Below are 14,381 nucleotides of genomic sequence, written 5' to 3'. Positions count from 1 at the left end.
CGGCCTGACAGACGTACAATAGGCGGGGGCTGCGCACGGGCAGCCTAAAGGGATTTGATGCGAAACAGACTGACAGCCTTCATCCTCATCGGCATGGTCCTGGGGGTGTTGACCGGCTTCGTGGCCAATCTTTGGGTCGGCGGCGACGAGACGCTGGCGAAGGATGTGGCGGGCTATTTCCACCTGCTGGCCGACATCTTCCTGCACCTGATCAAGATGATCATCGCGCCTCTGGTCTTTTCCACGCTGGTCGCGGGCATCGCCCATATGGGCGACAGCGCGGCGCTGGGACGGATCGGCGGGCGCGCGCTCGCCTGGTTCATCATCGCCAGCCTGATTTCGCTGACGCTGGGCCTGATCTTCGTCAATTTCTTCGCGCCGGGCGAGGGCCTCAACCTGGTCCGTTCCGGTGCGGATGCGGGCGTCAGCACCGAAGCGCTCAACTTCCGCGACTTCATCCTCCATGTCTTCCCGACCTCCATGATCGGGGCGATGGCGGACAACCAGATCCTCCAGATCGTCGTCTTCTCGCTGTTCGTGGGCGTTGCGCTGACCGCCATCGGCGACAAGGGCAAGCCGATCATCACCGTCATCGAATCGATGGTCGAACTGATGCTGCAGGTGACGGGCTATGTCATGCGCGTCGCGCCGTTCGCGGTGTTCGGCGCGCTGGCGTCGTCGGTGACCGTGCAGGGGCTGGGCGTCCTTAAAACCTACGGCGCGCTGGTCGGCGAATTCTACATCGCGCTCTTCTGCCTGTGGCTGCTGCTGTTCGGTGCGGGATCGATTTTCCTGGGCAAGCGGATGTTCAAACTGATCCGCTATGTCCGCGAACCGATCCTGATCGCTTTCTCCACCGCGTCGTCCGAAGCGGCTTACCCCAAGATGCTGGAGCAACTCGACCGCTTCGGCATTCCGCGCCGCATCTACAGCTTCGTGCTGCCGCTGGGCTATAGCTTCAACCTCGACGGGTCGATGATGTATTCGACCTTTGCGACCATCTTCATCGCCCAGGCCTATGGCATCGACCTGCCGATCGCGACGCAGATTACCATATTGCTGGTGCTGATGGTCACCAGCAAGGGCATCGCCGCGGTGCCGCGCGCGAGCCTCGTAGTGGTCGCCGCGACGCTGGGCCAGTTCGACCTGCCGGTGGAGGGCATCGCCTTCATCCTGGCGGTCGATCACTTCATGGACATGGGCCGCACCGCGACCAACGTGCTGGGCAACGCCATCGCGACATCCGTCATCACCAAATGGGAAGGGATGCTGGAGGTCGAGGAACCGATCGACGTAGAACATCCCAAGGCGCCGGCGCATGGCGCGGCCCATGGTCGCGCGGGGCTGGAACTGGCGCCGGACATGGTGGACGACGGGCAGAAGGGGTAAGCAGAGGCTGACATGTTCCCGCGCAGGCGGGAAAACGAGCCTCCTTCACCACAACACGCCGCGCACCGGCTGCGCCGGTTCGGGCGCGGGGTCGCCGATCGACTGGAGCAGGTCGATCTCGATCGTCCGGCACATCGCCGACAGCGGGACGTCATGCACACTGTTGTCGAAGGGATCGACCAGATCGTCGCCGATCCGCAACACCGCCAAGAACATCAGGCCCGCCACCGTCGATCCCAGCGGGGTCGCGAAACCCAGCGATTCGACCAGACCGATCGGCAGCAATATGCAGAAGATATGGGCGAACAGCGTCGGCAAGAACCGATATTGCATCGGCAACGGCGTGTTCTTGATCCGCTCCATCCCGCCTTGCGCATTGGCGATATCGACCAGCACCGCCTCCATCTGCGCCTGCTGGATGGTATCGATCCAGCCTTCGCGTCGGGCGATGTCGATGCGCCGGCCGGTGCTGTCGAGCAAGCCGTTGGCGGGATTGGCGCGGGCCAGCGCCTTGCCCCTGTCCTCTTCGCGCAGGAAACTGGTCACATCCTCGCCGATCGGCTGGCGGCGCAACTGGCAACGCAGCGCGTTCACATAAGCGATCTGGCGCATCACGATCTCGCGCTTCAGGTCGCGGGCCTGCGGATCGGGCAGGAAGTTGCGAGCCGCACGGGCCAGGCTGCGCGACGCATTGATCATCGCGCCCCATAATATCCGCCCTTCCCACCAGCGCTGATAGGCGCTGTTGGATCGGAAGCCCAGGAACAGCGCGAGCGCCGACCCGAAGATTGTCAGCGGCAGCGAGGGCGCCTTGAAGGGCAACACATAATAAGTGATCGTGACCGCGCAGTCCCAGACGAACAACAGGGTCAGCGGCTTCCAGACTTCGGCGGCCAGCCGGCGCAGGCTGGGAACGGGATCGACGATCATGCAGGTCTCCGGAAACAATCGACTGCGGTAACGCCAGCGTCGCGGAAATGCTCCCTTGATGCCATAGCGAAACGAAATATCGGGGCCGACGCAACTCGCGCCCTCGCGACTCGTTGAATTGGGGATCCAGCGGAGAAGCCTGTGACCAGCGACGCGTCCGACAGCAGCGGCAAGAAGGCGGCGCTCTCGCTCCAGTGGCAGATGCTGGCCGGCTTCCTGACCGGCCTGATCCTGGGCCTGGCCGTCTATATGACGGCCCCTGAGGCGCGCTGGGTCGATATCGTCACCACCTATGTCACCGGGCCGATCGGGCAGGTCTTCCTGCGGCTGCTGTTCATGCTCGTCATCCCGCTGCTCGTGTCGGCGCTGATCGTAGGCATCGCCGAAATGGGGGAGATGCGATCGTTGCGGCGGATCGGGGTCCGCACCCTCCTCTACACACTGGTCGTATCGGGCATCGCCGTCGTCATCAGCCTGCTGCTCGTCAACCTGCTGCGGCCGGGCGGCGGGGTCGACCCGGCGCAGGCGCAGGCGATGCTGGCCGATGCGGGTTCGGGCGCCAAGGCGATCCTGGCCCGCAGCGGCGACACGCCGAGCGGCATGCAGGCGCTGATCGCGATCATTCCCGACAATATCATCGGCGCGATGGCCGATAACGACATATTGGCGGTGATGGTCTTCGCCCTCTTCTTCGGCATTGGCCTCGTGCTCGTGCAGACCGAACAGTCGAAGATATTGCTGACCGCGATGGAGGGGCTGTTCGAGGTGACGATGCGGCTGATCGGCATCGTCATCCGCCTCGCCCCGATCGCCATCGCATGCTTCATGTTCAATCTCGCCGCGCAGTTCGGCTGGGACTTGCTGATCCGCCTGTCCGCCTATGTCGGGGTCGTGCTGCTGGCGCTCGTGATCCAGATGTTCGTCATCTATCCGCTGCTGATCGCCTTTCTGGCGAAGCGGTCGCCGCTGCGCTTCTTCGCCGCGGTGCAGGAGGCGAGCGTCATGGCCTTCACCGCCTCCTCCAACGCCACCCTGCCCACCGCGATCCGGGTGGCGGAGGACAAGCTGCGCCTGCCGCGCCGCATTTCGCGCTTCGTCCTCACCATCGGCGCCACCGCCAACCAGAATGGCACGGCGATGTTCGAAGGCATCACCGTGTTGTTCCTCGCCCAGTTTTTCGGTGTCGACCTTAGCCTGACGCAGCAATTTATGGTGATGCTGGTGTGCATATTGGGTGGGGTCGGCACTGCAGGCGTGCCCGCCGGATCGCTGCCGGTGGTGGCGATGATCCTGGGCATGGTCGGCGTTCCGCCCGAAGGGATCGGGTTGGTGCTGGGAGTCGATCGTTTCCTCGACATGTGCCGCACCGCGCTTAATGTGACCGGCGATCTGGTGGCCGCGACCGTGATTGCGGCAGGCGAAGAGGATGAACGGGGGAGGATCGCCACATGACCGGCTATCGTATCGGCGCAGCGATCGTCATGCTGGTCAGCCTGACCGGGCTGGCGGTGCAGTTCGACGCCACGCTGGCGCAGACCGGATCGATCGGCGCGACGCTGTGGACCCTGATGCGCTTCTTCACCATCTGGGCCAATATCCTCGTCGTCCTGACGCTGGGCGCGATTGCACTGGGCCGCAGCGTGTCACCCCGGCTTGTGGGCGGGATGCTGTTGTCGATCCTGCTGGTCGGCATCGTCTATGGCCTGCTGCTGCGCGGGCTGTTGTCGCTGAGCGGCGGGGCGTTGCTGGCGGATACGCTGCTGCATAAGGTGACGCCGGTGCTGGTGCCGCCCTGGTGGATCGGCTTCGCACCCAAGGGGCAGTTGGGCCGGCGCGATCCGTGGGTCTGGGCGATCTTTCCCGCGCTATACCTGCCCTATGCCCTGCTGCGCGGGATGATGGAAGGCAGCTACGCCTATCCCTTCATCAATGTGACGAAATTCGGCGTGGGGCAGGTCGCGATCAACGCGGTGCTGATCGCGATTAGCTTTGTCGCGGCAGGTTATGTGCTGGTGTGGATCGACCGGCGGTTTAGCGCTTCGCCTTCGCCGCCTCCGCCCACCAGATGAAGCTTTTCGCGAAGCCGGCAAAGCCGCGTTCCAGCGCTGCGCCGCCGTCGCCCTGTGGCTGCGCCTGCTCGTCCAACGTCTGACCGATCTGGCCGACGCTGAGGCGTTCCGGCACCACCGCCATGCCCATGGCCGACAGCGTCACCGTCCAGTCGGCATGGCTGTTGACGCCGGCAAAGCGCCCCATCGAATAGCTGGCGATGGCGGCGGGGCGGCGATCGAACTCCTTGAGATAATGGTCGACCAGATTTTTGAGGCCCGGCTGCATCCCGCGATTATATTCGCCCGCGACGAAGACGAACGCATCGGCGGCGGTCAGGCGATTGGCCAGTTGCGCCATGGCGGCGGGCGCTTCACCGGCGGGATAGTCGCTGTAGCGCAGGTCGAGCATGGGGAGATCGACCGCTTTTGCGTCGATCAGTTCGGCTTTGTGGCCCAGCGCTTCGATTTCCCGGACGATATAGTCGGCCAGGCGGATGCCCAACCTGCCGCGTCGATAGGAGCCGTAGAGAACGAGAATGTCGAGCGCCATGCGAAGCCTTCCCTGTTGGTGCGGGGCGGTCTTCGCATGGCTGTTCGAGAGCGTCCAGACGCGAAGCTCATGCTATTCGTTTCTCGACTTCGCTCGAAACGAACGGATGGTTTTCACCGCAGCTTGGCGATGTTCAGGCTGTCTTCCTTGGCACGGGCCTTGACCGATTCCTCGGTGCGGGTCAGCGCCTTGGCGATGGCTTTAAGGCCCATGCCCTTCTTCGCCAGCGTGTGCAGCTTCTGAATCTCGTCCTGGGTCCAGGCCTGCTTGTGGCGTTCGAAGCGTTGCTCGGCCATGTCCCTTAATCCGCGAAGGGATCGCGGACGAGGATCGTGTCGTCGCGTTCTGGCGAAGTGGACACGAGCGTGACCGGGCAGCCGATCAGTTCCTCGATCCGGCGGATATATTTGATCGCCTGCGCGGGCAGTTCGGCCCAGCTTCGCGCGCCCGCCGTGGTGTCCTGCCAGCCTTCGATATCCTCGTAGATGGGCTGGGCCTTTGCCTGATCCTGCGCATGGGCGGGCAGGTAATCGAAGGTCTGGTCGCCAATCTTGTAACCGACGCAGATTTTCAGCGTGTCGAAGCCGTCCAGCACGTCCAGCTTCGTCAGCGCGATGCCGGTGACGCCCGACACGGCGATCGACTGGCGCACCAGCACGGCGTCGAACCAGCCGCAGCGGCGCTTGCGGCCGGTGACGGTCCCAAATTCATGGCCGCGCTCGCCCAGCCGCTGACCGGTGGCGTCTTCCAGTTCGGTCGGGAACGGGCCGGAGCCGACGCGGGTGGTGTAGGCCTTCACGATGCCCAGCACGAAACCGGCCGCATTGGGGCCAAGGCCGGTGCCGCTGGCCGCCGTGCCCGCCACCGTGTTGGACGAGGTGACGAAGGGATAGGTGCCGTGATCGATGTCGAGCAGCGTGCCCTGCGCACCTTCGAACAGGATGCGCTTGCCCTCTGCCTTCGCCTTGTTCAGCGTCAGCCAGACCGGCTTGACGAAGGGCAGGATGAAATCGGCGATTTCGGTGAGATCGGCCATCAACTGGACGCGGTCGATCGGCGCTTCGCCGAAACCGGCGCGCAGCGCGTCGTGATGGGCGGTCAGACGATCGATCTGAAGGTCCAGATCGTCGAGATGGGCGAGGTCGCAAACGCGGATGGCGCGGCGGCCGACCTTGTCCTCATAGGCCGGGCCGATGCCGCGGCGAGTGGTGCCGATCTTGCCCGCGCCCGATGCGTCTTCGCGCAGACCATCAAGGTCGCGGTGGAAGGGCAGGATCAGCGGGCAGGTTTCCGCGATCTGGAGATTGTCGGGATTGATTTCGACCCCCTGCCCCTTCAGCTTCGCGACTTCATCGCGGAAGTGCCAGGGGTCCAGCACCACGCCGTTGCCGATGACCGACAGCGTGCCGCGCACGATGCCCGACGGCAGCAGCGAGAGCTTGTAGACCTTCTCGCCCACGACCAGCGTGTGACCGGCATTATGGCCGCCCTGGAAACGGGCGACGACATCGGCGCGCTCCGACAGCCAGTCGACGATCTTGCCCTTGCCTTCGTCGCCCCACTGAGCGCCGATCACGGTTACATTTGCCACAGATACAGTCCTCCGCCCGCCGCGCGGACCGGCCATGCCCTTCGACGGGACTCGGCATGCCGGTGGGATCAAGCGGGCGCATGTCACGCCCTGTTCGGGGCGCGCGTTAGCCGCGCTGCCCCGGCGAAGTCAAGTCAGTAGGCGCGCGGGCCTGTTCCGTCCAGCCAGTGCGAGCAGCGTTGCGCCGCGCCATCCTCGTCCCCGGACAAGGCGGCGACGGTATGCCAGCCTTGCGCGCGCAGGTCTGTCGCGCGCGTGGCGTCATGGCCGAGCGGCAGGAACAGCCGCTTAGGGCTTTCGCCGCCGAAGCCCGCGTCGATCAGCGGGTCGGGATAGAGGGAGAAGCCCATGGCCGGTTCGTCCGCCCCGTCGGCGCGGGCGATGGCGTAGCTGCCGCCGCGACCGATCTCGCCGATGAATCCTTCGGCGAAGATCGAGAAGCCGAACCAGTTCTGAAATTCGAAACCATGCCGTTCGGTGGGGTCGAGCGTCAGCGTGATGTCCCAGCCGATCGGCTTGGCGATCGCGCGCAGGCCGGCGATGCGGCTGTCGATCGCGCCGCCCAATTGTGCGCTGAACGCCTCCAGTCGCTCCATAGCGGCATGGAAAGGCCCGGTCGCTTCGATGAGCGGCAGATAGGCGGCGGCCGCGGGGCTGATCGCAGCCAACGCGCCGGCGTCCTTGGCATCCAGTTCGGCGCGAACCGCCTCGATCTCCTGCGGATCGAGCGGCAGCGGGCCGGCGGCCAATGCATCGATCAGGTCGGGCAAGGTGAAGTCGATGGTGATGCCGGTGACGCCCGCGGCGGTCAGCGCCTCGATCGCGATATTAACGATCTCCACCGCGGCGGCGGCGCTGTCGCTGCCGATCAGTTCGGCGCCAAGCTGCATCTTTTCGCGCTCAGGGCGGAGCTGGCTGGCCTTCTGGCGGATCACCGGCCCGGCATAGGAGAGGCGCAACGGGCGCGGCGCGGCGCGCAGCCGGGTGGCGGCGATGCGGCCGACCTGCGCGGTCATGTCCGGGCGGAACGCCAGGCTACGCTGCGACACCGGATCGACGGCGCGGACCAGATCCTGCGCGCGCATGGACTTGAGACGCTGGGTCAGCGTGTCCTCGAACTCGGCGAGCGGCGGCATGACGCGCTCATAGCCATGGGTCGCGACCGTATCGAGCACGCGGCGCGCCAGCCGCGCGGAGGCTTCGGCCTGCGGCGGCAGGCGATCGGACAGGCCCTCGGGGAGGAGGCTTGGCGGGATGGTGGTCATGGGACAGGCCCTTTAGCGGAAATTTTGGGCTAGGCCATCCCCATCCGCTGTTCGGTTCGAGCTTGTCGAGACCTGTTCTCGACGACGCTTCTCGACTTCGCTCGAAGCTGCCCGAACCGAACGGTTTCCGTTCCGACTTAGATCAGGCAAAGCGCAGCAGCTTCACCTGCTTCACGCCGGTCAGGTTGCAGATTTCCCAGCGCAGCGGTTCGGTGACGGTGCCGTCGACCGACAGCAGCAGCACGGCTTCGCCGCCCTGGTTGCGACGGCCAAGGTGGAAAGTGCCGATATTGACGTCCGATTCGCCCAGCTTGCTGCCCAGTCGACCGATGAAGCCCGGCGCGTCCTGATTGACGATGTAGAGCATGGTGCCGTCGAGATCGGCCTCCACCTTGATGCCGAACAGTTCGACCAGGCGCGGCTGGGCGTGGCCGAACAGCGTGCCCGCGACCGAGCGCTCGCCATTTTCGGTGGTCACGGTGACGCGCACCAGCGTCTGGTAATCGCCTTCGCGGTCGTGGCGGACCTCACGGACGTCCAGGCCGCGCTCCTTCGCCAGGAAGGGCGCGTTGACCATGTTCACCGTGTCCGAATAGACGCGCATCAGGCCCGCCAGCACGGCGGCGGTGATCGGCTTCTGGTTCAGTTCGGCCGCATGGCCTTCCACCTCCACTGCGACGCCGGTGATCTGGTCGCCTTCCAACTGGCCCACGAGGCTGCCCAGCTTCTCCGCGATCGCCATATAGGGCTTGAGCTTGGGCGCTTCCTCGGCCGACAGCGACGGCACGTTGAGGGCATTGGTGATGCCGCCGTCGAGCAGATAGTCGGAGAGCTGATCGGCGACCTGGAGCGCCACATTGACCTGCGCTTCGTCGGTCGACGCGCCCAGATGCGGGGTGCAGATGAAGTTGGGCGTGCCGAACAAAGGCGATTCCTTCGCCGGTTCCTGCACGAACACGTCGAGCGCGGCGCCCGCGACATGGCCCGAATCCATCGCCTCCTTGAGCGCGGCTTCGTCGATCAGCCCGCCGCGCGCGCAGTTGATGATACGCACGCCCTTCTTGGTCTTGGCGAGATTGTCCTTGCTCAGGATGTTGCGGGTCTGGTCGGTCAGCGGCGTGTGCAGCGTGATGAAGTCGGCCTTGGCCAGCAGCGTGTCGAGATCGGCCTTTTCCACGCCCATTTCGATGGCGCGTTCGGGCGTCAGGAACGGATCGAAGGCGACGACCTTCATCTTGAGGCCCAGCGCGCGGCTGGCGACGATCGACCCGATATTGCCCGCGCCGATCAGGCCCAGCGTCTTGCCGGTGACTTCCACGCCCATGAAACCGTTCTTGGGCCACAGGCCCTGCTGCGTCTGGGCATTGGCCTCTGGCAACTGGCGGGCCAGTGCGAACATCAGCGCGATGGCATGTTCGGCGGTGGTGATGGAGTTGCCGAACGGCGTGTTCATGACGATCACGCCCTTGGCCGAGGCATAGGGGATGTCGACATTGTCGACGCCGATGCCGGCGCGGCCGATGACCTTGAGGTTGGTGGCGGCGTCGAGGATCGCCTTCGTCACCTTGGTCGAGCTGCGGATGGCGAGTCCGTCATAGTCGCCGATGATGGCGATCAGCTCTTCCGGCGTCTTGCCGGTGATCTCGTCGACTTCCACGCCGCGCTCACGGAAGATCGCGGCTGCGCGGGGGTCCATCTTGTCGGAAATAAGGACTTTGGGCATGTGTGTTTCCTTTGGAAATATATCCGTCATCCCCGCGAAGGCGGGGATCCATCTCCCGACATTGCCTATGTCGATAGGACCGGAGATGGATTCCCGCCTTCGCGGGAATGACGGTAAAAATAGAAGTTAAGCGGCAGCCTTGGTCTGGGCGTAGGCCCAGTCGAGCCATGGGCCGAGCGCCTCGATATCCGCCGTTTCTACGGTTGCGCCGCACCAGATGCGCAGGCCGGCCGGGGCATCGCGATAACCGGCGATGTCATAGGCGGCGCCTTCCTTTTCGAGGAGGGCGGCGAAGGCCTTGATGAAGGCTTCGTCGGCGCCTTCGACGGTCAGGCAGACGCTGGTCTTCGACCGCGACGCTTCGTCGACGGCGAGATGGCCGAGCCAGTCGCGCTCCGCGACGATCTTGCTGAGCGCCGCCGCATTGGCGTCGCTGCGCGCGATCAGACCGGCCGAACCGCCCAGCGACTTGCCCCATTCCAGCGCGAAAATCGCGTCTTCGACCGCCAGCATGGACGGCGTGTTGATGGTTTCGCCCTTGAACACGCCTTCGGCCAGCTTGCCCATCGCCATCAGGCGGAACACCTTGGGCAGCGGCCAGGCGGGAGCGTGGGTTTCAAGGCGCTCGACGGCACGGGGGCCGAGAATCAGCACGCCATGGCCGCCCTCACCGCCCAGCACCTTCTGCCAGGAGAAGGTGGCGACGTCGATCTTCGCCCAATCGATGTCATAGGCGAACACCGCGCTGGTCGCGTCGGCGAAGGTCAGGCCCTCGCGGTCGGCCGGAATCCAGTCGGCATTCGGCACGCGCACGCCCGAGGTGGTGCCGTTCCAGGTGAACAGCACGTCATTGCTGAAATCGACCTGCGTCAGGTCAGGCAACTGGCCATAGTCGGCGCGGATGACGGTGGGGTCGAGCTTGAGCTGCTTGGCGGCGTCCGTCACCCAGCCTTCGCCGAAGCTTTCCCAGGCCAGCGTGGTGACGGGGCGGGCGCCCAGCATCGTCCACATCGCCATTTCGAAGGCGCCAGTGTCGGAACCGGGGACGATACCGATGCGGTGGGTGTCGGGCAGATTGAGCAGCTCGCGCATCAGGTCGATGCTGTAGGCGAGGCGGGTCTTGCCGATCTTGGCGCGGTGCGAACGGCCGAGCGACTCGGTCGCCAGCTTGGCAGCATCCCAGCCCGGAGGCTTGGCGCAGGGACCGGAAGAGAAAAAGGGGCGGGCCGGACGGGTTGCGGGCTTTGCGGCAGGCGCAAGGGTGGCGTCAACGGCAGTCAGATCAGTCATGTAGCGTCTCCTTACAGAGAGCAGCGCGGCGTTGGGACCGCGTGGCCCGTCGGCGGCACTAGAGATTTCGGCTGGAGTGTCAAGCGGCATAGGAAAATCGGACGAAGCGAATGCGGCGTTAACCTTCGTAAAGATTCTGCCTGTTAGCATCCCGACTCATGAGCGAGTGGGCGAAAAGGATAGGGACGGCGCACGGCGTCGCGCTGGCCGCGCTGTTGGCGCTGGGATTGAGCGGATGTAGCGGCGACCTGGTGCCGCGCGGTCGGGTGGCGCGCACGCCGACGCCCCCGTCCCAGCCGGTGCGTGCGCCCGCACAACCGGCGTTGGAAACGCGCCAATGTTTCGCGAAACTGCAATCGCAGGCGGTCGCTTTCACTCCCCTGCCCGACCGGAATTTCGGGGGCGGATGCAGCGCGGTGAACAGCGTGAAGCTGATCGACATCGGCGTGCCCGCCACCAATTTGGGCGCGATGACGTGCAATCTGGCCGCCAATTTCGCCGCCTGGGCGCGCTATGGCGTGCAACCCGCCGCGCGCGTGATCTTCGGCGCGGAGATCGAGAAGATCGAGACGTTCGGCACCTATAATTGCCGGCCGATCGCGGGCAGCGGCAAATTGTCCGAACATGCGCACAGCAATGCGATCGACGTATCCGCCTTCGTCCTGTCCGACGGGCGGCGCATCAGCATCCAGAAGGACTGGGACGGCGACAGACAGACCCGCCAGTTCCTGCAACTGGTCCACGCCAGCGCCTGCAAGCGGTTCAACACCGTCCTTAGCCCCGACTACAACGCCGCCCATCATGACCATTTCCATTTTGACATGGGCGGCCGCGGCGGCTTTTGCCGCTAACGGATTATGGGGTCGAGCATTCCGTCCGAACCAAGCAGACTTGGATTTGTCATTGCGGCACACTAAGTTGGTGCAAATGACGAAAAAAGAAATCGAAGAACGCAAATTCCGTCCGGCCCGCGAAGAGGCCCATGACGCCAGGAAGCAGCTCGACACGCCCCAGACCCAGAGCGCGGCCTACAAGCTGGCCTTCCAGGATACCGAATTCCTGCTGCGCGAAGATCTGCGCCCGGTGCGCTTCCAGCTCGAGCTGCTGAAACCCCAATTGCTGATGGACGAAGCGAAAATCGAATCGACCTTCGTCTTCTACGGTTCGGCGCGCATCCCCGAACCGGATCAGGTCCAGGCGCGGATCGACGCCGCGACGACGCCGGAGCAAAAGCGGGTCGCGGAGAATCTGGGCGCCAAGGCGCGCTATTATGAGGAAGCGCGCCGTCTGGCCCGGATCGCCGCGCAATATCCGGTGAACGCGGCGGGATGCCGCCATTTCGTCGTTTGCTCGGGCGGCGGCCCCTCGATCATGGAAGCCGCCAATCGCGGTGCGCAGGATGCCGGCCAGACCACGATCGGCATGAACATCGTCCTGCCGCACGAACAGGCGCCCAACCGCTTCGTGACCCCGGAGCTGAGCTTCCAGTTCCACTATTTCGCGCTGCGCAAGATGCATTTCCTGCTGCGCGCCCGCGCCCTGGCGGTCTTCCCCGGCGGCTTCGGCACGTTCGACGAGATGTTCGAGCTGCTGACCCTGATCCAGACCGGCAAGATGAAACCGATCCCGATCCTGCTGTTCGGCAAGGATTTCTGGAACCGCGTCGTCGATTTCGAGGCACTGGCGGATGAGGGCGTGATTTCGCACAGCGACCTCAATCTGCTGACCTGGGTGGAGACGGCGGAGGATGCGTGGGATGCGGTGCAGGCTTTCTATCAGGACAGCGAAGCGCTGGGATGTTGAGAGGATAGGATATAGGCTCGGCATTCCCGCGAAGGCGGGAATGCATCTCCAGACCTTGCGGCGGGATTACAGGGTGGGAGATGAATCCCCGCCTGCGCGGCGATGACGATAAGGGCGTATGGGGAGAAGGGTTAGAGGCCTTGCCCTTCCCCCCGCACCGGACTAGGGCGCGGCCATGCGCGCGGATATGGCCCATATCGATAGCTGGATCTTCGATCTGGACAATACGCTCTACCCGGCGAAGGCGGACCTGTTCGCGCTGATCGACGTGAAGATGGGCGAATTTATCCAGGGGCTGCTCGGTTGCGACCCGGCGATCGCACGGGAAACGCAGAAGCGTTATTTCATGGAGCATGGCACCACGCTGGCGGGCCTGATGCATCATCATGGCATCGAACCGCACGCCTATCTCGACTATGTCCACGACATATCGATGGACCGGCTGGAGGTAGACCCGGCGCTCAACGCCCATATCGTCGCCCTGCCCGGCCGCCGCCTGATCTTCACCAATGGCGACGCCGCCTATGCGCGGCGGGTGCTGGACCGGCTGGGCCTGGGCGACGCGTTCGAACTGATTCACGACGTCCATGCTTGCCAATATGTGCCCAAGCCCGATCCGTCGGGCTATGCCACGCTGTGCCGCGTCCATGGCGTCGATCCGACCCGCGCCGCCTTTTTCGAGGATATGGCCCGCAACCTCAAGCCCGCCAAGGCGATCGGCATGACCACCATCTGGGTCAATAATGGCTCGGAAGCGGGCAATCACGACCATCATCCCGATTTCATCGATTATGAAACCGACCATCTGACGCCATTTCTGGCCGCCATCATTGGGGAGCATCCATGAGCCAAGACCTGCAAGCCACTATCGACGCCGCGTGGGACGACCGCGCCAATGTCAGCCTGACCACGCAGGGCGCGGTGCGCGATGCGGTCAATGAAGCGCTCGCCCTGCTCGACAGCGGCAAGGGCCGCGTCGCCGAGCCGACCGCCGATGGCTGGCAGGTCAACCAGTGGCTCAAGAAAGCGGTGCTGCTGTCCTTCCGCCTCAACGATAATGCGCTGATCGACAACGGCCCGGGCAGCGGTTTCTGGTGGGACAAGGTACCCAGCAAGTTCGCGGGCTGGGGCGAGGCGGAGTTCCGCGCCGCCGGTTTCCGCGCGGTCCCCGGCGCCTTCGCCCGCGCCGGCGCGCATATCGCGAAGAACGCGATCCTGATGCCCAGCTTCGTCAATATCGGCGCCTTCGTCGATGAAGGCACGATGGTCGACGCCTGGGTCACTGTGGGAAGCTGCGCGCAGATCGGCAAGAATGTCCATCTGTCGGGCGGCGTCGGCATCGGCGGCGTGCTGGAGCCGCTCCAGGCCGATCCGGTCATCATCGAGGATGACTGTTTCATCGGCGCGCGATCCGAAGTGGTCGAAGGCGTGCGTATCGGCAAGGGGTCGGTCCTGTCGATGGGCGTGTTCATCGGCCAGTCGACCAAGATCATCGACCGCGCCACCGGGGAGGTCTTCATGGGCGAAGTGCCGCCCTATTCGGTGATCGTCCCCGGCTCGCTCCCCGGCAAGCCGTTGCCCGACGGCACGCCCGGCCCCAGCCTCTATTGCGCCGTGATCGTCAAGCGCGTGGATGCCCAGACCCGGTCCAAGACCGGCATCAACGAGCTGCTGCGCGACTAAACCCTATCGGCCGGCCGGCGTTCATGACGCTGCCCGGCCGTTACGTCGCGCGAATGTTGCAAGCCGTCCACGCCCTGACGCATGCTGAAATTCCTCCGCGATAAAA

At 64.7% G+C, this 14,381-nt stretch carries 14 protein-coding genes; 7 read left to right on the top strand and 7 right to left on the bottom strand.

Annotated features, from left to right (window positions below):
• Window positions 1–57: 57 nt before the first annotated feature.
• Entirely contained in the window at window positions 58–1,389 is a 1,332-nt protein-coding gene (locus SBA_RS05870) for a dicarboxylate/amino acid:cation symporter (RefSeq protein WP_261936211.1), read from the top strand.
• A gap of 45 nt (window positions 1,390–1,434) precedes the next feature.
• Here the strand turns inward: SBA_RS05870 and SBA_RS05865 are convergent, their stop codons facing one another.
• The gene (locus SBA_RS05865) at window positions 1,435–2,319 is read right to left on the bottom strand and encodes a bestrophin family protein (protein WP_261936210.1); all 885 of its coding nucleotides are present in this window, start codon (window positions 2,317–2,319) and stop codon (window positions 1,435–1,437) included.
• A 201-nt stretch (window positions 2,320–2,520) separates the two neighbouring features.
• On the opposite strand from SBA_RS05865, the gene SBA_RS05860 reads away from it, so the two are divergent.
• Window positions 2,521–3,771, top strand: a complete 1,251-nt coding sequence (locus tag SBA_RS05860; protein ID WP_261936687.1) for a dicarboxylate/amino acid:cation symporter — start codon at window positions 2,521–2,523, stop codon at window positions 3,769–3,771.
• Window positions 3,768–4,388, top strand: a complete 621-nt coding sequence (locus SBA_RS05855) for a Pr6Pr family membrane protein (RefSeq protein WP_261936209.1) — start codon at window positions 3,768–3,770, stop codon at window positions 4,386–4,388. Before SBA_RS05860 ends, SBA_RS05855 begins: the two co-directional genes overlap by 4 nt.
• Here the strand turns inward: SBA_RS05855 and SBA_RS05850 are convergent.
• The 6 genes from SBA_RS05850 to SBA_RS05825 form a co-directional block, all read right to left on the bottom strand.
• Complete coding sequence (locus SBA_RS05850) at window positions 4,351–4,920, bottom strand: NADPH-dependent FMN reductase (RefSeq protein ID WP_261936208.1); 570 nt, start codon at window positions 4,918–4,920, stop codon at window positions 4,351–4,353. The genes SBA_RS05855 and SBA_RS05850 overlap by 38 nt on opposite strands.
• A gap of 113 nt (window positions 4,921–5,033) precedes the next feature.
• Window positions 5,034–5,216, bottom strand: a complete 183-nt coding sequence (locus SBA_RS05845) for a hypothetical protein (protein ID WP_088185239.1) — start codon at window positions 5,214–5,216, stop codon at window positions 5,034–5,036.
• Between the two features lie 5 nt (window positions 5,217–5,221).
• Window positions 5,222–6,511 carry an adenylosuccinate synthase gene (locus SBA_RS05840; RefSeq protein ID WP_261936207.1) on the bottom strand — a complete coding sequence of 430 codons (1,290 nt, stop codon included), beginning with the start codon at window positions 6,509–6,511 and terminating at the stop codon, window positions 5,222–5,224.
• A 134-nt stretch (window positions 6,512–6,645) separates the two neighbouring features.
• Window positions 6,646–7,776: an ATP phosphoribosyltransferase regulatory subunit gene (locus tag SBA_RS05835; RefSeq protein ID WP_261936206.1), complete on the bottom strand. Its 1,131-nt coding sequence runs from the start codon at window positions 7,774–7,776 to the stop codon at window positions 6,646–6,648.
• Between the two features lie 142 nt (window positions 7,777–7,918).
• The gene (serA, locus tag SBA_RS05830; RefSeq protein ID WP_224550465.1) at window positions 7,919–9,499 is read right to left on the bottom strand and encodes a phosphoglycerate dehydrogenase; all 1,581 of its coding nucleotides are present in this window, start codon (window positions 9,497–9,499) and stop codon (window positions 7,919–7,921) included.
• Between the two features lie 126 nt (window positions 9,500–9,625).
• A complete protein-coding gene (locus SBA_RS05825; RefSeq protein ID WP_261936205.1) occupies window positions 9,626–10,789 on the bottom strand; it encodes a phosphoserine transaminase in 1,164 nt (387 codons plus the stop codon).
• 158 nt (window positions 10,790–10,947) lie between these two features.
• On the opposite strand from SBA_RS05825, the gene SBA_RS05820 reads away from it, so the two are divergent.
• From SBA_RS05820 to dapD, 4 genes are all read left to right on the top strand, one after another.
• Window positions 10,948–11,640 (top strand): extensin family protein, encoded by a 693-nt coding sequence (locus SBA_RS05820; protein WP_261936204.1) that lies wholly within the window; start codon window positions 10,948–10,950, stop codon window positions 11,638–11,640.
• A 76-nt stretch (window positions 11,641–11,716) separates the two neighbouring features.
• The gene (locus tag SBA_RS05815) at window positions 11,717–12,592 is read left to right on the top strand and encodes an LOG family protein (RefSeq protein WP_261936203.1); all 876 of its coding nucleotides are present in this window, start codon (window positions 11,717–11,719) and stop codon (window positions 12,590–12,592) included.
• A gap of 175 nt (window positions 12,593–12,767) precedes the next feature.
• Window positions 12,768–13,439 carry a pyrimidine 5'-nucleotidase gene (locus SBA_RS05810; protein WP_261936202.1) on the top strand — a complete coding sequence of 224 codons (672 nt, stop codon included), beginning with the start codon at window positions 12,768–12,770 and terminating at the stop codon, window positions 13,437–13,439.
• On the top strand, window positions 13,436–14,275 hold the full coding sequence (gene dapD / locus SBA_RS05805) for a 2,3,4,5-tetrahydropyridine-2,6-dicarboxylate N-succinyltransferase (RefSeq protein ID WP_261936201.1): 840 nt from the start codon (window positions 13,436–13,438) through the stop codon (window positions 14,273–14,275). The genes SBA_RS05810 and dapD overlap by 4 nt, the downstream gene beginning before the upstream one ends.
• Window positions 14,276–14,381 lie beyond the last annotated feature (106 nt).

This window comes from Sphingomonas bisphenolicum, assembly GCF_024349785.1.
Lineage (GTDB): Bacteria > Pseudomonadota > Alphaproteobacteria > Sphingomonadales > Sphingomonadaceae > Sphingobium > Sphingobium bisphenolicum.
Note: the sequence above shows the minus strand (reverse complement) of the source record. Positions and strands in the feature narration are given on the sequence as shown.